Here is a 24,023-nt window from a genome sequence, read left to right on the forward strand (position 1 = left end):
GAAAGTCACCTTGCAATTTGTCGCTTCTACATCCATTGGCATAGAACAACTGCTACAACAAGAACTCACCGAACTAGGTGCTGAAGTTACCAAACAGCGCGTTGGTGCCGTCGAGTTCAGCGCCGATAGTTTAACCGCACAAAAGGTGTGCTTGTGCACCCGCTTGGCCACCCGCGTCATGTTGGTGTTGCAACAAGGCAGCGACATCGAAGACAAAACCTCCCTGTATAATTTTGCCCGCTTTCAGCCATGGCAGGAGTTTTTCGGTCCGGATCAATCCTTTGCGGTGGAATTTAGCGGTACCAATCGGCAGCTGAAAAACACTCAGTTCGGCGCCTTGGTGATCAAGGATGCCATTTGTGACTATTTCTATGACTTGTACGAGCGTCGTCCCAGCGTCAGCAAAGAAACGCCGGACGTACGTATGGTTGCCAAACTTAACCGCGATAAACTGACCCTGTATATCGACTATTCCGGCCCACGCCTGTCGCAACGCGGTTATCGTAGCGCCCAGGGTAAGGCACCATTAAAAGAACACCTAGCTGCAGCGCTGGTGATGCGTAGCGGTTGGCTTGAGGACACCAGCAAGCCTTTATTCGACCCAACCTGTGGCTCCGGCACCTTGCTTATCGAAGCGGCGCTGATGGCCCAAAACAAGGCTCCCGGACTATCACGCGAAGGCTTTGCCTTTGAGCGCCTGCCCAGCTTCCGTATTGCCAAATTTAAAGAGCTAAAGCAAAGCATTAAAGACCAGGTTAACGATGACGTAAAACCTTGGCTTATCGGTCGCGATATCAACCCTCAGGTAGTTAAAAAGGCGCAAGAGAATGCTGCTAACGCCGGCGTGAGTGAATGTATCGACTTTGCCGTTGGTGATCTTGCCGATATGAAGGCGCCAGCGAAACGCCCAGGTGTCCTGCTGGCGAACTTGCCTTATGGTGAGCGTCTTGGCTCTATGGCGGAAATCGTCGCCTTGTATCGCCAAATGGGTCACCAGTTGAAGCAGCACTTTTGCCATTGGCGTGCAGCACTTCTGATCAGCGAGCCAGAAATGCTCAAGCTGTTTAAACTGGTAAAACACAAGCAATACAAGTTTAAAAACGGCCCGCTCGATACCTTGTTGGCCCTGTACGATATTACCGAGCAGCAGACACAAGGACAGAGCGAAAGCAAAACGCCATTGCATTTTGAAGAGTCCGTGGCCTTTGCTAATCGCCTGAAGAAGAACCGTCAGGCTTTGAAAAAGTGGCTTAAAAGCGATGAGATCAGCGCCTATCGTCTTTACGATGCGGATATTCCGGAATACAACGTTGCCGTTGATGTTTACCAAAACAGCGCTGTGATTTACGAATACGCAGCGCCAAAGAATATTGACCCCAATGTTGCGCAAAAGCGCCTGCAGGACGTGCTTATGCTCACCTGTGAGACCTTGGAAATTGCGCCGGGACAAATTGCCCTGAAGGAGCGCCGTAAGCAAAAGGGCGATAGCCAGTATCAAACTCAGGGCTCTCAGGGTAAAACCATGGTGGTCTCTGAGTACGGCGCTAAATTTGAGGTGAACCTGTTTGATTACCTCGACACCGGCATCTTCCTGGATCACCGTTTGGCCCGTAAGCGGGTGCGTGAGCTGAGCCAGGGTAAACGTGTACTTAATCTTTTCGCCTATACCGGTACCGCATCGGTGCAGGCGGCGCTTGGCGGTGCCAAGTCGGTAACCACGGTGGATATGTCAAAAACCTATTTGCAGTGGGCGCAGCGCAACTTTGCCCTCAACAACTTGAAAAGCCCGCGTTACCGTTTTGAGCAGGGCGATTGTATCGAGTGGCTTAAGCGTACCCGCGGCGAGTATGATCTGATCTTCTTAGATCCGCCGACCTTCTCTAACTCGAAACGCATGCGCGACAGCTTCGATGTGCAGCGTGATCATGTGACCCTTATCAAGGATGCGTCCAAGCTACTGGCCAAGCAGGGCACCTTGTTATTTTCCAATAACAAGCGCGGCTTTAAGATGGATGTGGATGCCTTGGCATTACAAGGCTTGCAGTGTGAAAACATTACCGAGCAGACTCAGTCGCCGGACTTCGCCCGCAACAAGCATATCCACAATGCCTGGTTGATCCGCCATGGCTAAGGTGGTGCTCTATCATACCGATGGCTGTCATCTATGTGAGCAGGCGCAGGCATTATTGCAACAGCATCCGGATATCGAAGCCATTGAGTTGCGCGATATTATCGACCAGCCACAGTGGCTCGAAGCGTATCAGATACGCATTCCGGTGCTGGCTTTGGCACATAACCCACAGGCCGAGCTGGGGTGGCCTTTTGACCAGCAGGCAATCAGCGAATTGATTAAGCAGTATGGACCTAATTAGAATAACAAACGGGCAACTAGCCTATGGTACGCATCCCTTACTTGACGGCGCCAATGCCGTTATCGAACAAGGCGAGCGAGTATGTGTGGTGGGCCGCAACGGCGCCGGTAAGTCGACGTTTTTAAAGGTACTAAGCGGTGATGTTTTACTCGATGATGGTGATATAAACCAGGTTGGCGAACTAAAAATTGCCCGCTTAGAGCAAGATCCCCCTCGCGATAGTGACGGCACCGTATTTGATTACGTAGCCGACGGTTTACCGGCCTTGGCGCGTTTGCTAAAAGAATTCCATAACCTCAATGCCGCCTTGGCGGTTAATGCCGACGATGATAAGGCACTGGCGCGTTTAGCTAACATTTCTGCGGAAATAGAAGCCAAAGACGGCTGGCGTTTTGAGTCTAAAATCAAGCTGGTACTGGGGCAATTACAACTGGATGCCGATGCCTTGTTAGCCACCTTATCCGGTGGTTGGTTGCGCAAGGTGGCCTTGGCCAAGGCGTTAGTAGGCGAGCCTGATTTACTGCTTCTTGATGAGCCTACCAACCACCTGGATGTGGCCTCGGTGCAATGGTTAGAGCAATTCTTAAAAGAGTTTAAAGGCGCCATCGTCTTTATTTCCCACGACCGTGCCTTTATCCGCGCCCTGGCGACACGTATTCTCGATTTAGACCGCGGGCTGCTTGTCTCTTATCCCGGTGATTATGCCACCTACTTAGAGCGTAAGGCTCATGATTTAAAAGTAGAAGAGCAGCAAAACGCCGAGTTTGATAAAAAGCTCGCCGAAGAAGAAGCCTGGATCCGCCAGGGTATTAAAGCGCGTCGTACCCGTAATGAAGGACGTGTGCGGGCGCTGAAATCTTTGCGTCAGGAGCGTAAACAACGTATCGAGCAAGTAGGCAAGGTGGACTTAAACATAGAAACCGCCGCTCGTTCGGGCAAACTGGTGGCCGAGGCACAGCACTTATGCCATGCCTTTGGTGATAAGGTCATAGTCGATGACTTTTCGACCTTGCTTATGCGTGGCGACCGCGTTGGCTTGGTTGGCCCTAATGGTGTTGGTAAAACCACCTTGTTAAAGTTGTTGTTTGGACAACTGCAGCCAAACAGCGGCAAGCTCAAGCAAGGGGTGAACCTGGAAATCGCCTATTTCGATCAGTATCGTGCCAAGCTAGATGAAGAAGCCAGCGTTCAGGATAACGTCGCAGATGGTAAGCAGGAAGTGCAAATTGGTGGTCGCAGCCGCCATGTACTAGGTTACTTGCAAGACTTCCTGTTTCCGCCAAAACGTGCCCGTACCCCGGTTAAGGCGCTCTCGGGCGGTGAGAAAAACCGCTTATTACTAGCCAAGATCTTCTTAAAGCCTTCCAATGTACTTGTGCTTGACGAACCGACCAATGATCTGGATATTGAAACCCTTGAGCTGCTTGAAGAAATCGTGAACCAGTATCAGGGCACAGTCTTGATAGTCAGCCACGACCGGGAGTTTATCGATAACACCTGTTCGAGCGTCTGGGGTTTTGATGGTGAAGGTAAAATCACCGAGGTAGTGGGTGGTTACAGCGATTATGAAGCCTATAGGCAGCAGATTTTAGCGGCCGAGGAAGCAGCTAAAAAACAAGCACAAAAAGCGACCCTTGATACGCCCAAGGCAGTGAAGCAAAAATCTGCGAATAAATTGTCTTATAAGCATAAACGCGAGTTAGAACAACTGCCTAATCAGGTAGAAGAACTGGAAGAAGCTATTGACAGCCTGCAGCAAGAGGTCAATAGTAGTGACTTTTTTAAGCAAGACAATGAAATAACCAACGCCAAGTTGAACCTATTGGCAGAGCTTGAGTCGAAGCTTGAAGCTGCGTTCGCCCGTTGGGAAGAACTCGAAGAATTACAAAATCAGTAGTAGGGAAGAAGATGAAAAAATCCTTGGTTGCATTGAGCATATTTGCGGGCCTTAGCGCCAGCGCGCAAGCCGCGGTATATCAACTAGAAGAACTTAGTACCTTAGACACTGCAAAACACCACTTTATCACCGACGCCAACAATAACGGTGAAGTAATAGGCCAGGTCCGCGGCATTTATAACCTGCCTATCGACGTTAGCTATATCGATTTTACCGAGAGCATCATTACTCGTGCCTATGATAATTGGAAAGAAGACCGATTTGATGCAATCGACAAGGAAATTACCTTTACCCTGGACGATATTGCCGGCGGAAATTTAAATGCCGATGCCTTAACCTTTATGTTGGGCTTCTTGTCATCAAATAATGGCAATGAAAACTGGCAGAAGCTCGCCGATGTGGCTGCGGTAAACTTTACTCCGAGCCCTGCGGTTGAGCAGGTATTACTCGATCAAACATCTACTGATTATGATGGCTACACCCGCAGTGTCAGTAACTTATATAACGCCATCAGCGAAGATGGCGTGCGCGTGGGCAGCGGCTCGGCGCCTTATAAGAAAATAGAATTTACTCCCAGTGGTGAAAATGAAGCAGAAACCTACTTTGTTCGTGACTATCGCTCGCGTGGCGTAGTGGTGTCACCAACGGGTGTGGTAAGTACATTAGAGCCTGTCTCTGCTCTGTACGGTGGCACCAGCATGGCTTCCGATATAGTGCAGCGCCCCGATGGCGGCTACTATGTGGTTGGTAGCGCATCCATCGGCGTTCCCGTTGACCGCCAGGAAGATTATGACGAACGTTGTGACGGTGAAGACGAGCCAGTTGCTGTGTGTATTTGGCGCATGGAAAACTTAGAGGCCAGCAATGCTCTGGGTGCCTTTTATGATCGCCGTGCCATACTTTGGACCCTGGACGCGGATTTAAATACCGTTGAAACCAAGGATCTAGGTCTTGGCCTAGTGCCTGATGAAGACGAGGGACATGCATTTAGCTCGGTGGCGTTAGCCGTAAACAGTCAGGGGATCGCTGTAGGCTATTCTCATGTACGTAAATACGATAATGACAATACGCTACGGGTTATGCCTGTGGTTTTCAAAAACGGTGAAGTAATAGAGCTACTAAACCAGGAAGATGATTGGTTTAGCGGTAAAGCGGTAGCCATTAGCGAAGCCGGCATTATTACCGGATATGGCAATAAGGCTATAGACAACAGAAATACAACTAAATTCTTCTACCATGATCTCAACACGGGTCAAACCGTGTTCCCAAGTGACTACTTTGTCAGCTCAAGCTCTGTGGCCCGCGATGTTAACATCCATGGCGTGATCATAGGTGAGGGTGAGGTTGATGTAGTGAATTCATCAAGCCGTCGCCGCGAAGGCTTTATTTACAACATTGGCGATGACACGGTAGCTAATATTAATGACTTGCTTCCTTGTTATGATATCGATGGCGAAAGTAATTACCCTTACAACTTTGCCGAAGCAACAGCCATTGACGATGATGGCGTTATCTATGGTGTTGCTACTAAGAGCAAAGAAAAGCTCAATGCCCGTGGTGAAGTCGAAGTGGATGACAGTGGCAAAGTTCTTTTTGAAAGTGTGGCAATGCCGGTTAAATTAAGCCGCATAGCAGGTGGTGAGATTGAAGAGTGTCCACCGGAAGCGGCCGGCAGCTATGAGCGCCAAAGTGGCTCATTAGGTTGGCTGGCACTATTGGCCTTACCTTTATTGGCGTTGAGACGTCGTTTTAAATAATTGTCTTAGTACATTAAAAAAGCCCGGTTTTACCGGGCTTTTTATTGCGTGTTTTAAACCACCAGTGATGCAGGTGGCGTTTATATTTAGAAATAGGCTCTGACACCTAAACGCAAGTTACGTCCAGGTAAAGGGGCCTGATCCTTGATAAAGGATGTGTGAACAAAGCCAAGTTCATCCCCTAGGTTTTGCGCCTGCAGATAGGCAACGCCATCGAATTGACCCAGGCTAAAGTGATAGTTCACCTTAAAATCTACCAGGGTGTAGGAATCAGTCTTGGTTTCGAACGCACTGAAATCATCCTGCTCAAGGTAATGGGTGGCAACCAAAGCAAAATCCCAATCTTTATAGAGATAATTTAACTGGGAGCCGATTTTTGCCGCCGGGATGCGTGGTAGATGCTCGCCATCTTTGAGTTTTGCCCTAACAGAATCGGCGAAGCCTTTGATTTGCCAGCTTGATGACAAGGCGTAGTGTGCATCTAGCTCAAATCCGTAGAGCTCGGCGTCGCTACTGCGATATTGGTAAACGGCGAGGGCGTCGTCATCGGCAAGTGTGGCATCGGTAAAACCAGCATCATGGTCGAATACCAGTCCGGTATTCTCCTGATAGTAGAAATCGTCCACGTCGTTATAGAAGGCGCTGAAGTTAAAACCAAAATCGCCCACATATTTACGCCAGCTGAAATCGATATTAGTCGCGGTTTCCTGAGCTATGTCTTCGCCTTCAAAATGCGCTTCACCGTCTTCAATATGATAGGCCAGGCCCAGCTCATAGGTGCCGGTAGCAATATGGGTGCCGTTAGCAAGCAACTCGCCGGTTAACGGCGCTCGCTCGGAGCGCGATACACTTAAGGCCAAGGCATAGCCGTCCTGGTAATTCCAAATGCCGCCAAGTGAGAGGCTTAAGTTGGTATCGCTGTACTCATAAGCAGTCGTTGACTCTTCATGACCCGCTTCTTCATGGTCGTGATGGCCGACTTCATCGCTTATCTCGCTGTCTAGTTGATAGTCTTCGACACGGGCACCTAACTCTAGGGTCCAACGCTCAAATTCCCGCTCTTCCAATAAATACAGGGCATGCACCTTGGTTTTGGTCGACGGGGTGAAAGCTTCTTCGCCGGCTGCGCTATAGTCGGAATCACTGTAATGATAACCTAGGGTGCCATGCCAGTTTCCGAGACGGTGTTTGGCGTTTAAACGGGCCTCGCGGCTGGTATTGCTAAACAGGGTGCCTAGGGTCTCGCCTTCGATTTCACCATGTTCATAGTCGCTGTATCCGGCGCGCAGCGTCAGGGCTTCAACAAAGCTGTCATGGAAAGAGTAGCTTGCGAGCGCCTGCCAGCGATCTTGCTGCATTCGTGCAAATACGCCTTCTTCGCCTTCATGCTCCGCTTCATTATGGCCATCAAGCTCATCCTCATGTCCGTGCTCATCTTCATGGCCATGATCATGGGCGTGAGCGGGAATGCCATAGTCAGTTTCTATGGTGCCGTAGGAAAGACCCAGGGTCCAATGCTCGCTGACATAGCTGCTGCCGATATTTACCGTAGCACTGTCGATAAAGGTGTTGGCAACGCGGTCATGGGGCTCTAGTTCGCCATCTTCTTCAAGGGTAAAGGTGGGTGTTTCATAGTCATGGCCAACGCGATCGCTGCCATCAACATGGAAATTAAAGCCATCATACCCTGAGGTAAATTTGCCCGCATAGGTATTGGTGTTGGAAACCGTATCATGGCTGTATTCGGCGGCTCCTTGATAGCCTTCGATACGATCCGTTGGAATACGGTTATCGACCACATTAACCACGCCGCCAATGGCGCCGGAGCCATAAAGCAGGGTTGCTGGGCCGCGTAATACTTCTATTTGTTCGGCAACGATGGACTCGGTGGCCACCGCATGATCTGGGCCGACGCGTGAGGCATCGCCGCTGTCCAGGCCGTTTTGGGTGATTTTAACGCGCGGGCCGTCTAAGCCACGGATCACTGGGCTTGAAGATACCGGACCGAAATAACTGGCATTAATGCCAGGTAGACCTTTTAATGTTTCGCCTAAGGTTGGCTGGGCTCTGTCGCGTAATTCATCGCCACTGAGTACGGAAACCGGCGAGACCATGTCGAGGTTGTTTTTATCTAACCCTGATGCGTAGATCACCACGGTTTCAATCGCCGAGGCGCTGAGCATGATATCCAGTTGTTGCGCTTGTGCACTTACTTCCAAGCGCTTATCTATGTAGTTTTCTTTGCTGAAATGCAGCTGGCCAGCCTGATCTAGTTCAAGGGTGAAATAACCTTGCTGATCGCTTCGCACACTATGTTGCTTGCCATGGTAGTGGATCACTACGTCACTTAAGGGTTGTTGTTGCTCATCGACGACGCGGCCAGTAACCGTGCCGGCGAAGGCGTTTGCCGAGCCGAGTAGGGCGGCGACGGCACAGGATATTGCGGCTGGTTTAAACATAAAGAAAATCCGTTAACTAACAATGGTGATACTATAACATTATAAAATCATACAGCACAATAATGTTATAGTATAACTTAAATAAAATTTGCATGAGCGAGAGTACACTATACTTATTGCTATCGAGTAGCCAGCGTAGACATCTTTGCCATGAGCGACAGAGGAAGGGTCTTTAAAGCACATTTTGCTATTGTGGACAATGTCCATCATTGTCAGCTAAACGAACACTTTACTACCTCACGCAGAGATGAAGAGCTGCTTGATCATTTTATTCTACGTCTAATCGGTTTTTGTCTGTTTGCTTATCGCCATGATCTGGTCTTGTGTGAGAGCAAACAAAAGCCGCAAATCGATATTGTTGCCTACGATCTCCATGACGATTATGAACTGGTTATAGAAGTATTTAATGACAATTGCGATGAATTAACCAAGATTTATAATCGCGCCCAGTCTTTGTATGTGATCACCACCATCCCCATTAATGACGAGCTCACTAGTTGGCAGTTAGCCCATAATCGCGCCGAGCTGATCGCCTTGGAACCGGGTTTTGTTAATGCATTGGAAGCTGTGCTAGCGCGCTCTTTGCATTGGGATGTATGTGTGGAGTGGGATCAGTTGAGTATTACCACGGCTGAATGCTATGTAAGCTCGCAGGTTTTGATAAGCTGGCCCTGAGATTAGCCTTCATTGTCACTGGAAATAACCAGATCACCGTCTGGGGTGCTGCAGCACAGCAAAATTTCGCCATCACGGACAAAGGCCAGCGGCTCGTGGCTATAGTTGACATTCCCTTGCACCAAAACAGCCCGACAGGCACCACAAAAGCCCTCGCGGCATTGATAGGCGGGAGTTTCTCCTTGGCGCTCCAAGCTATGCAGGATAGATGGACTATCCGAGTCATGGGTTAGTGCTTTGCCGTTAAAGGTAATATTGGTCTTAGTTGCTTTGCACACGGATTATGTACTGATATGAGGGGGAAAAGGGGCTCACAAGGAGCCCTTCTTATTATAGGTCGAAGTCGCCAAAGTCGTTGGCATCAACCTCTGAGTCGATTTGACCGACCAGGTAAGAGCTAATTTCTGCTTCTTGTGGCGCCACCTGAACGTTGTCCGATACCAACCAGGAGTTGATCCATGGAATAGGGTTACTCTGAGTGGCAAACTGTGCCGGCAGACCTACCGCGCTCATACGCACATTGGTGATGTATTCCACATATTGGCAAAGAATGTCTTTATTCAGACCTATCATGGAGCCGTCTTTAAACAGGTATTCGGCCCATTCTTTTTCCTGCTCAGCGGCATCAACGAACATTTGTATAGCTTGCTCACGGCACTGGGCAGCGATTTCGGCCATTTGTGGGTCGTCCTTGCCTTCTTGCATAATGTTCAAGATATGTTGAGTGCCAGATAGGTGCAGGGCTTCGTCGCGCGCGATCAGCTTGATGATTTTCGCATTACCTTCCATCAGCTCGCGCTCGGCAAAGGCGAAGGAGCAAGCGAATGATACATAAAAGCGAATGGCTTCAAGGATATTCACCGACATCATGGCCAAGTACAGGCGCTTTTTCAGCTCATACAAGGAGACATCAATCTCTTCACCATTAACCATGTGCTGGCCTGGGCCATACAGGTTATAAAGTGAGGTTAGGTGGATCAGGTCGTCGTAATAACGGGTCACTTCCTCGGCGCGATCGGCGATTTTTTCATTGGTCACTATGTCATCGAAAATAACTTCCGGTGACTGAGTCACGTTACGAATAATATGGGTGTACGAGCGGCTGTGAATGGTTTCACTAAAGGCCCAGGTTTCAATCCAGGTTTCCAGTTCGGGCAAGGAAACAATAGGCAGCAGAGCCACGTTTGGTGAGCGGCCTTGGACGCTGTCGAGCAGGGTCTGGTACTTAAGGTTGCTTAAGAAGATATGACGCTCATGCTCAGGCAGAGACTGAAAATCAACGCGGTCTTTACTGACGTCTACTTCCTCTGGACGCCAGAAGAAGGATAGTTGCTTTTCGATCAACTTTTCAAAAATTGGGTACTTTTGCTGGTCATAGCGCGATACGTTCACCGTTTGTCCGAAAAACATCGGTTCTTTTAATTGGTCGTTACGATTACGGCTAAAAGTGGAGTATGACATGGTCGTGGGATCTCAAAATCAGGGTCGAACAACAAAGCAAAGCGGCTCAGAAGCCGCTTGCTTAATTATTATTATATCTTACAAGCGCCGCCTTCACAGCCGTCATCGGCCTGAGGCTTAAACTCGTCTTGGGCGTCCGAGGCACCATCACGGGTGTTGTGATAGTACAAGGTCTTCACACCCAGTTTATAGGCAGTCAACAGATCTTTAAGCAAGAGCTTCATAGGCACCTTGCCGCCATCGAACTTATTCGGATCATAATTGGTGTTGGCCGAAATAGTCTGGTCAACGAACTTTTGCATTATGCCCACTAGCTGCAGGTAGCCATCGTTCGATGGAATATCCCACAGTAATTCATATTGATCTTTAAGACGCTCATACTCAGGTACAACCTGCTTAAGGATACCGTCTTTAGATGCCTTAACGCTGATATGACCGCGCGGTGGCTCAATACCGTTAGTGGCATTTGAGATTTGCGACGAGGTTTCAGAAGGCATTAGAGCCGACAGCGTTGAGTTACGCATGCCGTGAGCTTTAATGCTTTCGCGCAGACCATCCCAATCCAGGTGCAGTGGCTCATTACAGACGCTATCAAGATCCTTTTTATAGGTATCGATAGGCATGATGCCTTGCGAATAAGTGGTTTCATTAAACTTAGGACACGCGCCTTTTTCTTTGGCCAGCTCGTTTGATGCTTTCATCAGATAGTACTGAATCGCTTCAAAGGTTTTATGCGTCAGGCCGTTGGCACTGCCATCCGAATAACGCTTACCATTTTTCGCCAGATAGTAGGCGAAGTTGATCACGCCCACACCCAAGGTACGACGACCCATGGTGGCATTGTAGGCAGCCGGTACCGGGTATTCTTGATAATCCAACAGGTTATCAAGGGCACGTACGGCCAGCTCGGCTAGCTCTTCAAGCTCGTCCAGTGACTCAATGGCGCCCAGGTTAAAGGCTGACAGAGTACACAGAGCGATTTCACCGGTTTCGTCGTTCACATCATTCAGTGGCTTGGTTGGTAAAGCGATTTCCAGACACAGGTTAGACTGGCGTATCGGTGCAACCTTGGCATCAAACGGGCTGTGAGTATTACAGTGGTCAACGTTCTGCAGGTAGATACGGCCTGTGCTGGCACGCTCTTGTAAAAACATTGAGAAGAGTTCAATGGCCTTGATACGCTTCTTACGAATAGACTCATCTTGCTCGTATTTTACGTAAAGCTCTTCAAACAGCTCCTGATCTTCAAAGAAGGCATCGTAAAGACCCGGTACATCCGATGGGCTGAACAGGGTGATAAAGCCGTCTTTGATCAAACGGGTATACATCAATTTGTTGAACTGCACACCGTAGTCAAGGTGACGTACACGGTTATCGTCAACACCACGGTTGTTCTTAAGTACCAGTAGGTTTTCAACCTCTAGGTGCCAAAGCGGGTAGAACAGAGTCGCGGCACCGCCACGTACGCCGCCTTGCGAACAGCTTTTAACCGCCGTTTGGAAGTGCTTATAAAAAGGTACACAGCCTGTGTGGTAGGCTTCGCCGTTGCGAATTGGGCTACCTAAGGCGCGAATACGACCAGCGTTGATACCGATGCCAGCGCGCTGAGATACGTATTTTACAATCGCCGATGAAGTGGCGTTAATTGAATCCAGGCTGTCGGCACATTCGATCAGTACGCATGAGCTGAACTGACGCGTTGGTGTACGCACGCCCGACATAATAGGCGTAGGCAATGAGATCTTAAACAAAGACACCGCATCATAGAAACGCTTCACATAATCAAGGCGCGTCTCTTTGGGGTAATCTGAGAACAAGCTGGCAGCAACCAAGATATAAAGGAACTGGGCGCTTTCATAAATATCGCCGGTGACGCGGTTTTGTACCAGGTACTTACCTTCCAGCTGTTTAACGGCAGCATAGCTGAAGTTTAAATCGCGGCTATGGTCGATAAACTGATCCATCTGCTCGAATTCCGACTGAGTGTAGTCGGTCATTAAATGCTGATCGTAACGCTTGTCTTCAACGAGCTTAACAACATGATCATACAGCTTAGGTGGCTCAAAACGACCATAGGCTTTTTTACGCAGGTGGAAAATAGCCAGACGCGCCGCCAAATACTGGTAGTCAGGCGTATCTTTAGAGATCAAGTCCGCCGCCGATTTGATAATCGTTTCGTGAATATCTTCGGTGCGAATGCCGTCATAGAATTGAATATGGGACTTAAGTTCTACCTGAGATACAGATACATTATTGAGCCCTTCAGCGGCCCAAGTAATGACACGATGAATTTTATCTAAATCCAACGCTTCCTTACGTCCATCGCGTTTGCTAACAGATAACTGTTGAGTCATAGTTATTGCCCGTAATTATAATTAGTTGTATTAGCGCACAGCTGTTAAAAGTGTCTTTTTCAGCTATTGCAGGCGATGTATTTACTACGTTTTAGCATACCTTCGCTTTGCGCCATCGCCCACGGCCACCAAGCATTTAGAGCTGTATAAGATTCAAACACTAGATATGGTGTTTTCATCATTGTGATTCACAAGATAGTGGGGTCTGCGTGTATTTGCAAGAGGTGCAAACTGTGACAATCTGTGGATAAGTCGCCACGGTTAGTGACCGTTAACCTTCAAACATTTTTAACTCTGTCGGTCAGCGAAAAGCAACGTCAAAAAACACAAATTTAATGATTTTTTCCAAGTCTAACCGACTGGGTTTTTTATCATCAAGTCGACCATCTTTTCATCACGCTAATTCTTACCCGCGCACTATATCTGGTGTTTAAAAAATAACAAACCACCAGATATAGTGTATCCGCAGTTTTAAAAAACGCCAGGCGGATTCGCTACACTTGCGTTACGCCAGCTTTTCAAAGTGCAAAATGTAGTTAACGTCTAGATCCTGGCCTAAGGTGTATTGTTTAGTCAGTGGGTTGTAGCTTAGCCCGGCACTGTGGCGAACTTTGAGCCCGGCCTGTTCAGCCCATTGGATAAGCTGCGATGGGCGAATGAACTTTTTATGGTCGTGGGTACCCTCGGGCACAAGTTTAAGTAATTTCTCGGCGCCAACGATGGCAAACAGATAGGCCTTGGCGGTTTTATTTAAGGTTGAGAAATAAACCTGGGCACCGGGTTTGGCAAGGGCGGCAGCGCTAGCTATCACGGATTGAGGATCCGGCACATGCTCAAGCATTTCCATACAGGTCACTATATCGAAACGCTCTGGATGCTCCGCCGCATACTGCTCAGCGGTAATTTGTTGGTAATCGACTTTAACACCAGACTCTAAACTATGGAGCTTGGCTACATTCAGTGGCTCACGGCCCATATCTATGCCGGTGACCTTGGCCCCGAGTTTGGCCATGCTCTCGGCGAGGATGCCACCGCCACAGCCTATATCCAGAGTTTCTTTGTCGGCCAGGCCGTTGGCATGTTGGGCGATAAAGTCCAGGCGCAAGGGGTTTATTTCGTGTAAGGGTTTAAATTCGCCATCGAGATCCCACCAGCGCTGTGCTATGGCTTCAAATTTTGCAATTTCATCCGTATCTACATTTTGATGTTCGGTCATAAAAAACTTCCTCGTTCGTCTGAGGCCATTATACGGGGGGATTTTGTGAAATCGCAAAGATTTAGCGCCTGTAAAAATAAAAATTATGTGATAGCATTGGCTGAGATAATAACGACAATGGGGCAGGTGATAAGCCGAGTTAAACTCGTGCCGATTACACCCTGTCGCAAATAAGAAGGAAAGTGATATCAATGACTGATCTCGCCAATGAAGTCCTTCCGGTTAATATTGAAGATGAGTTAAAGAATTCCTACCTGGATTACGCCATGAGTGTAATCGTAGGACGTGCGCTTCCCGACGTTCGTGACGGCCTAAAGCCGGTACACCGTCGTGTTTTGTTCGCCATGAATGAACTCCGCAATGACTGGAACAAACCGTATAAAAAGTCTGCCCGTGTAGTGGGCGACGTCATCGGTAAATACCACCCGCACGGCGACAGTGCCGTATATGACACCATAGTACGTATGGCGCAGCCGTTTTCACTGCGTTATATGTTGGTCGATGGCCAAGGTAACTTTGGTTCCGTGGATGGTGACTCGGCGGCGGCGATGCGTTACACCGAAGTACGCATGGCAAAACTTTCCCAAGAGTTGTTAGCCGACTTAGAAAAAGAAACCGTTGATTACGTGCCTAACTATGACGGCACCGAGCAGATCCCAGATGTATTACCGACCAAGGTACCTAACCTGCTGGTTAATGGTTCATCGGGTATCGCCGTAGGTATGGCGACCAATATCCCGCCGCACAACCTAACCGAAGTGATCAACGGCTGTTTAGCGCTTATCAAAGAGCCGCAAACCACCATTGACGAGCTGATGGAATATATTCCAGGCCCGGACTTCCCAACAGCGGCCATTATCAATGGTAAAAAAGGCATAGAGCAGGCCTATAAAACAGGTCGTGGCAAGGTTTATATTCGCGCTCGCGCGGAAGTAGAAGTGGACGAAAAAACGAGTCGCGAGACCATTATCGTTCATGAAATTCCGTATCAGGTGAATAAAGCCCGCCTTATCGAAAAAATCGCCGAACTTGTTAAAGACAAAAAGATCGAAGGTATCAGTGCGCTGCGCGATGAGTCTGATAAAGACGGTATGCGTATCGTTATTGAGATCAAACGCGGCGAAGTGGGCGAGGTGGTACTGAATAATCTGTACGCCCAAACCCAGATGCAAACCGTGTTCGGTATCAACATGGTCGCCCTGGACGGTAACCAGCCGAAGTGCTTTAACATCAAGGAAATGCTTGAAGCATTTATCCTGCACCGTCGTGAAGTTGTTACCCGTCGTACCGTATTCGATTTACGCAAGGCCCGTGAGCGCGCTCATACCCTTGAAGGTTTGGCGATAGCGCTTGCTAATATCGATCCTATTATCGAACTTATTCGTAAGTCACCGACACCAGCAGAAGCAAAGCAAGCCCTTGTAGCCCGTCCATGGGAGCTGGGTAATGTTAAAGCCATGCTGGAAAAAGCCGGTGATAACGCCGCTCGTCCAGACTGGCTGGCGGATGATTTAGGTATTCGCGATGGTCAGTACTATTTATCTGAGCAGCAGGCGCAGGCTATCCTTGAGCTACGCCTACATAAGCTAACCGGTCTTGAGCACGAGAAGATCCTTGATGAATATCAAGAGCTACTTGAGCTAATCGCTGAACTATTACATATCCTTGGCTCGCCGGAGCGCTTGATGGAAGTGATCCGCGATGAATTGGTTACCATCAAGGAAACCTATGGCGATGAGCGCCGCACCGAAATCAGTGCCGCGGCCCACGATATCAGCCTGGAAGATTTGATCACCGAAGAAAACGTGGTAGTCACCCTGTCACATGAAGGCTATGTGAAGTATCAGCCGCTGAGTGACTACGAGGCGCAGCGCCGTGGTGGTAAGGGTAAATCAGCAACCAAGATGAAGGATGAAGACTTTATCGAGCGTCTGCTGGTCGCCAACACCCACGACACCATCTTGTGCTTCTCGACCGCAGGTCGTCTGTACTGGTTGAAGGTGTACCAGTTGCCATTGGCCAGCCGCGCTGCCCGTGGTAAGCCAATTATTAACTTGTTGCCGCTTGAAGCTGACGAGCGCATTACCGCTATCTTGCCAGTGCGTGAGTACGAAGAAGATAAGTATGTCTTTATGGCGACTGCTTTTGGTACCGTGAAGAAAACGCCACTAACCGCTTATAGTCGTCAGCGCGCCAGCGGTATTATTGCCGTTAACCTCAACGAAGGCGATAGCCTGATCGGTGTGGACATCACAGATGGCAGCAACGAGATCATGCTCTTTACCGATGCTGGTAAGGTTGTACGCTTTAAAGAAGCGGAAGAGTCGGCCGTGGTTGACGAAAACGGTAACCCAGTACTTGACGAAGAAGGTAATCCGGAAATCAAGTTCAAGGGTGTACGTCCTATGGGTCGTACCGCCACCGGTGTACGCGGCATTAAGATGGCCGATGACCAGCGCGTGGTGTCCTTAATCGTACCTAAGTCAGATGGTGCTATCTTAACCGTGACCGAAAATGGTTATGGTAAGCGTACCGCCCTTGAAGATTATCCATCTAAGAGTCGTGCGACTCAAGGTGTGGTCTCTATCAAGGTGAGTGAGCGTAATGGCGCCGTAGTCGGTGCCGTTCAGGTCGATGACAACGACGAGATCATGATTATTTCTAATCGTGGCACCTTGGTTCGTACTCGCGTGAATGAAGTGTCTACCGTGGGTCGAAATACTCAAGGTGTTATTTTGATTCGTACAGTTGACGGCGAGCAGGTGGTTGGTTTACAACGTATCGAAGAAATCGATGAAGATGAACTGGCCATACTGGAACACGATGAAGAAGCCGTGGTCCAGGGGGAGGCTCCCGCCGATGAGGCTGAGCAGAGCCCTGAGCAAGACTCATAATCTATAAAGCGGCTTCGGCCGCTTTTTTTAGCCCTGTATAAAATATTTTCAAGTTACATCGCCTGCACAATGGGTATTGTGTGGGTACGCGAAGTGGAATGAGGAAGAAGTAATGAGCGTTTATAATTTTTGTGCCGGCCCTGCCATGTTACCTCCAGCCGTTATGGAAAAAGCACAGCAAGAGTTTTTAAACTGGCAAGGACTAGGTGTATCGGTTATGGAAGTAAGTCACCGCGCCGAACCCTTTTTGACCATGGCTCAACAGTGTGAGGCACGTCTGCGTCGGCTAATGAACATCAGCGATGAATTTGCCGTACTCTTTATGCACGGTGGTGGTCGCGGTCAATTTGCCGCTGTGCCTATGAACCTGCACCTTGATGATGCTCCAGCCGTGTATATCAACACAGGTATCTGGTCTGATGGCGCCGCTAAGGAAGCGAAAAAATACACAGATGTTGTGGAAATCAATGTTCGCGATGATAAAGACGGACAATTCGGTGTGCTTCCTGTGTCTCAGTGGCCTTTACCTGAAAAAGCCAGTTATATCCATTACTGCCCGAATGAAACCATAGATGGCGTTGAGTTATTCGATGTACCATCTCACCCAACGGCGCCGATTGTTGCCGATATGTCCTCTATGATCTTATCGCGCGATATCGATGTAAATCAGTTCGATGTGATTTACGCAGGGGCACAGAAAAACATCGGCCCATCGGGTCTGGCCATAGTTATTGTACGTAAGACTTTGTTTGAGCGAGAAGGCGTGCCGCGCCCGGGAATACTTGATTACGCCATCGAGGCCGAGCAGGGCAGCATGTACAACACTCCACCTACCTTTGCCTGGTATCTGGCCGATGTGGTCTTTAAATGGCTTGAGGAACAGGGCGGTGTGCCAGCTATGCAGCGCCATAACAAGAATAAGGCGGCGATTTTATACGACTACATTGATGCATCGGATTTCTACAGCAACAAGGTTGCTAAAGACTGCCGCTCATTGATGAATGTGCCATTTTGGTTAAACGACGAGAGCCTGAATGAGCGCTTCCTGGCCTTGTCACAACAGGCTGGCTTATTAGCGCTTGAGGGCCACCGTTTTGTCGGCGGTATGCGCGCCAGTATTTACAATGCCATGCCGGTGGCGGGTATCGAGGCCCTGGTAACCTTTATGGAGCAGTTCGCCCAGGAGCACAGTTAATGGAGTCATTGCGCTTAGAGCCCATTAATAAGGTGCAAGGCGAAGTGGTGTTACCTGGCTCGAAAAGCTTATCTAATCGTATTCTTTTGTTGGCGGCCTTGTCTCAAGGCACCACTAGGGTGACCAACCTGCTCGATAGCGACGATATTCGTCATATGCTAGGGGCACTTGCGCTAATGGGTGTTGAGGTTGAGCTCAACGAGGACAAGACTCAGGCCTGGGTCCATGGCCAAGGGGGCAAACTTACTACGCCACAAGAGCCTTTGTTTTTGGGTAATGCCGGCACCGCTTACAGGCCGCTTACGGCGGTACTTGCTGCCACACCAGGCGAGTTTGAGTTAAGCGGCGAGCCGCGTATGGAAGAGCGCCCAATCGGCCACCTAGTTGATGCATTGCGTGCTTTAGGGGCTGATATCGACTACCTGAAAACGCAGGATTATCCGCCTTTGGCCATCAAAGGAAAAACCCTGGCCGGTGGCGAAGTCACTATAGACGGCAGTATTTCCAGTCAGTTCTTAACCGCGCTGTTAATGGCGGCACCGCTGTTTAGTGGCGACACTAATATCAGCATTAAGGGTGAGCTGGTCTCCAAGCCTTATATAGATATCACCCTGGGGGTGATGCGTAAATTCGGTGTCGAGGTAAGCAACAATAACTACCAGAGTTTCCATGTGAAAGGGGGGCAGCAATATGTCTCTCCCGGTGAAATCATGGTAGAGGGCGATGCGTCATCGGCGTCGTACTTTATTGCTGCGGCCGCTATTAATGGTGGCGAGATCACCATTCACGGTGTCGGTAAGGCGTCGGTTCAAGGTGACATAGGCTTTGCCAAGGTAATGGAGCAGGTGGGTGCCGATATTGATTGGTACGACAATAAGCTGGTGGTACGTAAAGGACAGCTCAATGGCGTTGATATCGATGCCAATGCCATTCCCGATGCAGCCATGACACTTGCCACGGTAGCGCTGTTTGCCAAGGGCAAAACCGCCATTCGCAATATTTACAATTGGCGGGTGAAAGAAACCGATCGTTTGTATGCCATGGCCACAGAGTTGAAAAAGCTCGGCGCCGAGGTGGTGGAAGGGCATGATTATATCGAGATCACACCGCCACAGCACTTAGCGGATGTGGCCATTGACACCTATAACGACCACCGTATTGCCATGTGTTTTTCCATGGTGGCGGTCGGTGGTTGGCCGGTGACCATTAACGACCCTGGTTGTACCGCCAAGACCTTTCCTACCTATTTTGATACCTTAGCCAGCGTCAGCTGCAGCTAATCTCCATGCCCGCTTACGGCTTATGGCAAGCGGGCATCTTTATCTAACCATTTGTTGATCCGTTACAAAACAATCTTAAAAATCTGGCGTATTAACGCGAATTTACAAAATAGTTCGCGTATAATGCGGCGATTTTAAAATGTTTGCTGTGCATGCAGGAGGTTTAAATGCAGGCATCTATGCCGGTGATCACCATTGACGGGCCCAGTGGCTCGGGCAAAGGTACAGTGTGTCGTTTACTCGCGCAAAAGTTGGGCTGGGACGTGCTCGACAGTGGCGCAATTTATCGTGTTTTGGCGCTTGCGGCGCTACACCATCAGATAGCACTCGACAATGAAGAAGCCTTAGTCCCGCTTGCAGCAAATTTAGATGTGCAATTTAGCTTTGATGCTCAAAGCGAAAGCAGCAAGATTATTCTCGAAGGCGAGGAAGTGACCCATGGTATTCGTAATGAAGAAGTGGGCGCGGCAGCTTCAAAAGTTGCGGCTCTGCCTCGCGTTCGTGAAGCACTATTGCGCCGCCAACGCGCCTTTCGCGGCGATGCCGGGCTGATTGCCGATGGCCGCGATATGGGCACTGTGGTGTTTCCCGAGGCCAATGTAAAAATATTCCTGACCGCCAGCGCTGAAGAGCGCGCCGAGCGACGCTTTAAAGAGTTGAAGGCTAAGGGGCTGGATGTTACACTAAGTGGTCTACTTATCGACATTAAAGCTCGTGACGAGCGTGATATGAATCGCGCCGTGGCGCCGCTTATTCCCGCGGAAGACGCGGTAAGCTTAGATACCACTGAGCTCAATGCCGAGCAAGTATTTGCCAAAGTCATGTCGATTATCGACCAGGCCGTTGTTGACGGCAAGTTGGCGAAGCTAAGTAAATAAGCAGTAATTATACCTACGCATGAGCAGGACGCACGTGCTTAATTAATAACCCCGCTGAGCAGTGACGCGACGTGGAGAATTTAACTTATAGAGACGTATTAAGTATGTCAGAAAATTTTGCGCAGTTATTTGAAGAAAGCCTACAGGGTTTTGAAGCTCAACAGGGCTCAATCGTAAAAGGTACCGTAATCTCTATCGAGAACAACATTGTTCTTGTAGACGCTGGCCTTAAGTCAGAAAGTGCTATCCCTGCAGAGCAGTTCAAAAATACTGCTGGTGAACTAGAAGTTGCTGTTGGTGACGAAGTAGATGTTGCTCTAGATGCAATCGAAGACGGTTTCGGTGAAACTATCCTTTCTCGTGAGAAAGCGAAGCGCCACGAAGCGTGGATCCGCCTTGAGAAAGCATGTGAAGAAAACGAAACTGTTACTGGTGTTATCAACGGTAAGGTTAAAGGTGGTTTCACTGTTGAAGTTGATTCTATCCGTGCCTTCCTACCTGGTTCACTTGTTGACGTTCGTCCAGTACGTGACACAACTCACCTTGAAGGTAAAGAGCTTGAGTTCAAAGTAATCAAGCTTGACCAGAAGCGTAACAACGTTGTTGTTTCTCGCCGTGCAGTTATCGAATCTGAAAACTCACAAGAGCGTGAAGAACTTCTTCAGAACCTTGTTGAAGGTCAAGAAGTTAAAGGTATCGTTAAGAACCTTACAGACTACGGTGCGTTCGTTGACCTAGGTGGTGTTGACGGTCTACTACACATCACTGACATGGCGTGGAAGCGTGTTAAGCACCCTTCAGAAATCGTAAATGTTGGCGACGAAATCAACGTTAAAGTTCTTAAGTTTGACAAAGAGAAGACACGTGTTTCTCTAGGCCTTAAGCAGCTTGGCGAAGATCCATGGCAAGAAATTGCTAACCGTTACCCAGAAGGCGCTAAGCTATCTGGTCGTGTAACTAACCTAACTGACTACGGTTGTTTCGTTGAAATCGAAGAAGGCGTAGAAGGTCTAGTACACGTTTCTGAGATGGATTGGACTAACAAAAACATCCACCCATCTAAAGTTGTTTCACTAGGTGACAACGTAGACGTAATGGTTCTAGAAATCGACGAAGAGCGTCGTCGTATTTCTCTAGGTCTTAAGCAATGTAAAGCTAACCCTTGGCAAGAATTTGCTCGTCTACAAAACAAAGGCGACCAAGTTACTGGTAAGATCAAGTCAATCACTGACTTCGGTATCTTCATCGGCCTTGACGGTGGCATCGACGGTCTTGTACACCTTTCAGACATCTCTTGGAACACTCCAGGCGAAGAAGCTGTACGTGAGTACAAGAAAGGCGACGAAATCACTGCTATCGTACTTCAGGTTGACCCAGAGCGTGAGCGTATCTCTCTAGGCGTTAAGCAAATCGAAGCTGATCCTTTCAATAACTACCTGGACGCAAACAAAAAAGGTGCTATTGTTAAAGGTAAAGTAACTGCTGTTGACGCTAAAGGTGCAACTGTAGAGCTTATCGAAGGCGTTGAAGGTTACATCCGTGTAGCTGACATTGCACAAGAGCGTGTTGAAGATGCAACTGCCGTTGTTTCTGAAGGCGACGAAATCGAAGCTAAGTTTGTAGGCGTAGATCGTAAGAACCGCGCTATCCGCCTTTCAGTTAAAGCGATTTACGAAGCTGAAGAAAAAGAAGCATTAGAGAAGTTGAAGGCAGATGAGCCTCAGTTCGAAAATGCTATGGCTGCTGCATTCAAAAATGCACAGAAAGACTAATATTTAGTCTTGTCTTAGGAAGGGCGCAAGCCCTTCCTTTGTAAGCCCCTAAGGAAACATTATGACCAAGTCAGAACTAATAGAACAACTTGCACAAAGTCACGCTCATATCCAAGCCCGCGATGTTGAGAATGCCGTTAAAGAAATTCTAGAACAGATGGCCGGTTCATTGTCTGAAGCCGAGCGCATCGAAATCCGTGGCTTTGGTAGTTTCTCTCTACATTTCCGTGCACCGCGCACAGGTCGTAACCCTAAGACTGGGGAAACCGTTGAGCTAGACGGTAAGTACGTGCCGCACTTTAAACCGGGCAAGGAATTACGCGACCGCGTTAACGCCAGTATTTAATCATCACGGATGGAGTAACCGCTGAGTGAAGGTTGTAAAGTTCATTCTGTTTGTACTGTGTATTTTTATTGCCTTTGTACTAGGTTCGCAAAATCCACAGCTAGTCCAGGTCAATTACCTTATTGCCAGCGCCACCATGCCATTAGCCGCGCTAATGAGCGTCTGTTTTATTGTCGGATTAGTCTTAGGCTGCTTTGTTAGCTTCCGCTTATTTTCAAAGTTAAAGTGGCAAAACTATCGCTTGCAAAAACGCAACGAGCAACTTTCCCGTAATGCCCAAGAGCAAAGTCAAAGTACCGCTCTGGCATCTGTAAAAGATAACTAGTTATGCTGGAGCTGTTGTTTTTACTCTTGCCCGTAGCCGCCGGTTACGGCTGGATCATGGGTAAAAACAGTGCTAAAAATCAAGCTCATCAGCACAGTCGTAAAATCACCGCAGAATACAGCAAAGGCCTGAAGTTTCTTCTCGATAGGGAAGACGATCAGGGTCTTGAGCACCTAATTCAACTTCTTGAAGTATCCGCCGACTCGGTGGAGCATTATTTGACTTTGGCGACCTTGTTTCGTCGCCGTGGTGAGCTGGATCGTGCCATTAAAATTCACGAATTGTTGCTTGAACACCCTAATCTTAACGAGGACCAGCTGACTACCTGTCGCCTGGAGTTGGCGCAGGACTATATCCTCGCCGGCTTGTTGGACAGTGCCGAAGAGCACCTGCTTATTCTTATTAAGCAAAAACGACCTCAGGCGCTTGAGCCGCTAATTTCTTTGTATTCGCAGACCCGCGAATGGCACAAAGGCATTGCCTTGCATCAGCGTTATGCTCATCTATTTACCCAGCGTCAGCAAAAAATTGCCATAGCTAATTTTTATTGTGAAGCCGGTGCTGCGGATCATGCACCTGAGCTAATGTCGCAGGCTTTGGGCGTGGGTGAGCCGAGCGTACGTCCTCTGTATGAACTTGGGCAATTGGCCTATGAGCGCGAAGATTATGTGCAGGCCATTCATTATTGGCGTGATTTAATTTGCCAGTTTACCTTTAGCTCCCCCTTAGTGCTTGAGCGCTTAAGCAAGAGCTACCACCATTTGCAGCTAGAGCATCAGTTTGAACACTTGTTGGCCGAGCTGGTCGATAAAGGCGGTATTGGTCTTAAAATTCACTATTGCCAGCACTTGCTTGATGCCGGGCAGCGCAAACAAGCGGTTGAGTTCATCACCAAGAGTTTAAAGAAACAACCTAATATTCGCGGCTTTCGTTTTTTGCTACAATTACTTGCAGGGCAAAACGCGCAGCTTGATGAAGCGCTAAACCCAATAGATAAACTTATTCAATCATACATAGATACCAAAGCAGATTTTCAGTGTCAGCATTGCGGCTTTCAAAGTCACAGTCATTATTGGTTGTGTCCGTCTTGTCGTCATTGGGAATCTATGCAACCAAGCCGTGGGCTTGATGGTTTTTAAACA

Annotated in this window: 18 protein-coding genes; 13 read left to right on the forward strand and 5 right to left on the reverse strand. The window is 48.6% G+C overall.

Features of this window, described 5'->3' with window-relative positions:
- The first annotated feature begins 10 nt into the window (after window positions 1-10).
- Genes rlmKL through C2M34_RS13845 form a run of 4 tightly spaced genes read left to right on the forward strand, consistent with a single transcriptional unit; the run spans window position 11 to window position 6,026 of the window.
- Window positions 11-2,131, forward strand: coding sequence for a bifunctional 23S rRNA (guanine(2069)-N(7))-methyltransferase RlmK/23S rRNA (guanine(2445)-N(2))-methyltransferase RlmL (rlmKL, locus tag C2M34_RS13830; RefSeq protein ID WP_105259100.1), 2,121 nt, complete (start codon window positions 11-13; stop codon window positions 2,129-2,131).
- Window positions 2,124-2,372 carry a glutaredoxin family protein gene (locus C2M34_RS13835; protein WP_105198887.1) on the forward strand — a complete coding sequence of 83 codons (249 nt, stop codon included), beginning with the start codon at window positions 2,124-2,126 and terminating at the stop codon, window positions 2,370-2,372. The genes rlmKL and C2M34_RS13835 overlap by 8 nt, the downstream gene beginning before the upstream one ends.
- Complete coding sequence (uup, locus tag C2M34_RS13840) at window positions 2,359-4,269, forward strand: ATP-binding cassette ATPase Uup (RefSeq protein WP_105259101.1); 1,911 nt, start codon at window positions 2,359-2,361, stop codon at window positions 4,267-4,269. Before C2M34_RS13835 ends, uup begins: the two co-directional genes overlap by 14 nt.
- Before the next feature lie 11 nt (window positions 4,270-4,280).
- A complete protein-coding gene (locus tag C2M34_RS13845; protein ID WP_105259102.1) occupies window positions 4,281-6,026 on the forward strand; it encodes a DUF3466 family protein in 1,746 nt (581 codons plus the stop codon).
- Window positions 6,027-6,112: 86 nt separating this feature from the next.
- Here the strand turns inward: C2M34_RS13845 and C2M34_RS13850 are convergent, their stop codons facing one another.
- Entirely contained in the window at window positions 6,113-8,485 is a 2,373-nt protein-coding gene (locus tag C2M34_RS13850; protein WP_105259103.1) for a TonB-dependent receptor, read from the reverse strand.
- Window positions 8,486-8,635: 150 nt separating this feature from the next.
- On the opposite strand from C2M34_RS13850, the gene C2M34_RS13855 reads away from it, so the two are divergent.
- Window positions 8,636-9,160: a YaeQ family protein gene (locus C2M34_RS13855; RefSeq protein ID WP_105198891.1), complete on the forward strand. Its 525-nt coding sequence runs from the start codon at window positions 8,636-8,638 to the stop codon at window positions 9,158-9,160.
- 2 nt (window positions 9,161-9,162) lie between these two features.
- Here C2M34_RS13855 and yfaE read toward each other — a convergent pair whose 3' ends face one another.
- From yfaE to ubiG, 4 genes are all read right to left on the reverse strand, one after another.
- Complete coding sequence (gene yfaE, locus C2M34_RS13860) at window positions 9,163-9,438, reverse strand: class I ribonucleotide reductase maintenance protein YfaE (RefSeq protein WP_105216071.1); 276 nt, start codon at window positions 9,436-9,438, stop codon at window positions 9,163-9,165.
- 52 nt (window positions 9,439-9,490) lie between these two features.
- Complete coding sequence (gene nrdB, locus C2M34_RS13865; RefSeq protein WP_105198893.1) at window positions 9,491-10,621, reverse strand: class Ia ribonucleoside-diphosphate reductase subunit beta; 1,131 nt, start codon at window positions 10,619-10,621, stop codon at window positions 9,491-9,493.
- A 71-nt stretch (window positions 10,622-10,692) separates the two neighbouring features.
- Window positions 10,693-12,975 carry a class 1a ribonucleoside-diphosphate reductase subunit alpha gene (gene nrdA, locus C2M34_RS13870; RefSeq protein WP_105198894.1) on the reverse strand — a complete coding sequence of 761 codons (2,283 nt, stop codon included), beginning with the start codon at window positions 12,973-12,975 and terminating at the stop codon, window positions 10,693-10,695.
- Window positions 12,976-13,480: 505 nt separating this feature from the next.
- Complete coding sequence (gene ubiG, locus C2M34_RS13875) at window positions 13,481-14,191, reverse strand: bifunctional 2-polyprenyl-6-hydroxyphenol methylase/3-demethylubiquinol 3-O-methyltransferase UbiG (protein WP_105198895.1); 711 nt, start codon at window positions 14,189-14,191, stop codon at window positions 13,481-13,483.
- 191 nt (window positions 14,192-14,382) lie between these two features.
- Between ubiG and gyrA the strand changes: the two genes are divergently transcribed.
- From gyrA to lapB, 8 genes are all read left to right on the forward strand, one after another.
- Window positions 14,383-17,085 carry a DNA topoisomerase (ATP-hydrolyzing) subunit A gene (gene gyrA, locus C2M34_RS13880; RefSeq protein WP_105216067.1) on the forward strand — a complete coding sequence of 901 codons (2,703 nt, stop codon included), beginning with the start codon at window positions 14,383-14,385 and terminating at the stop codon, window positions 17,083-17,085.
- A 112-nt stretch (window positions 17,086-17,197) separates the two neighbouring features.
- Window positions 17,198-18,280 carry a 3-phosphoserine/phosphohydroxythreonine transaminase gene (serC, locus tag C2M34_RS13885; protein WP_105259104.1) on the forward strand — a complete coding sequence of 361 codons (1,083 nt, stop codon included), beginning with the start codon at window positions 17,198-17,200 and terminating at the stop codon, window positions 18,278-18,280.
- The gene (gene aroA / locus C2M34_RS13890; RefSeq protein WP_105259105.1) at window positions 18,280-19,560 is read left to right on the forward strand and encodes a 3-phosphoshikimate 1-carboxyvinyltransferase; all 1,281 of its coding nucleotides are present in this window, start codon (window positions 18,280-18,282) and stop codon (window positions 19,558-19,560) included. The genes serC and aroA overlap by 1 nt, the downstream gene beginning before the upstream one ends.
- 167 nt (window positions 19,561-19,727) lie before the next feature.
- Window positions 19,728-20,438, forward strand: coding sequence for a (d)CMP kinase (gene cmk, locus C2M34_RS13895; RefSeq protein WP_105198898.1), 711 nt, complete (start codon window positions 19,728-19,730; stop codon window positions 20,436-20,438).
- A gap of 104 nt (window positions 20,439-20,542) precedes the next feature.
- On the forward strand, window positions 20,543-22,210 hold the full coding sequence (rpsA, locus tag C2M34_RS13900) for a 30S ribosomal protein S1 (RefSeq protein ID WP_105259106.1): 1,668 nt from the start codon (window positions 20,543-20,545) through the stop codon (window positions 22,208-22,210).
- 61 nt (window positions 22,211-22,271) lie between these two features.
- Window positions 22,272-22,556 carry an integration host factor subunit beta gene (gene ihfB / locus C2M34_RS13905; RefSeq protein ID WP_105198900.1) on the forward strand — a complete coding sequence of 95 codons (285 nt, stop codon included), beginning with the start codon at window positions 22,272-22,274 and terminating at the stop codon, window positions 22,554-22,556.
- Window positions 22,557-22,581: 25 nt separating this feature from the next.
- Window positions 22,582-22,881 carry a lipopolysaccharide assembly protein LapA domain-containing protein gene (locus tag C2M34_RS13910; protein WP_105259107.1) on the forward strand — a complete coding sequence of 100 codons (300 nt, stop codon included), beginning with the start codon at window positions 22,582-22,584 and terminating at the stop codon, window positions 22,879-22,881.
- Between the two features lie 2 nt (window positions 22,882-22,883).
- Complete coding sequence (gene lapB, locus C2M34_RS13915) at window positions 22,884-24,020, forward strand: lipopolysaccharide assembly protein LapB (protein ID WP_105198902.1); 1,137 nt, start codon at window positions 22,884-22,886, stop codon at window positions 24,018-24,020.
- The last annotated feature ends 3 nt before the right edge of the window (window positions 24,021-24,023 follow it).

Origin of the sequence: Pseudoalteromonas sp. T1lg88 (assembly GCF_002964765.1) — a bacterium.
Taxonomy (GTDB): domain Bacteria; phylum Pseudomonadota; class Gammaproteobacteria; order Enterobacterales; family Alteromonadaceae; genus Pseudoalteromonas.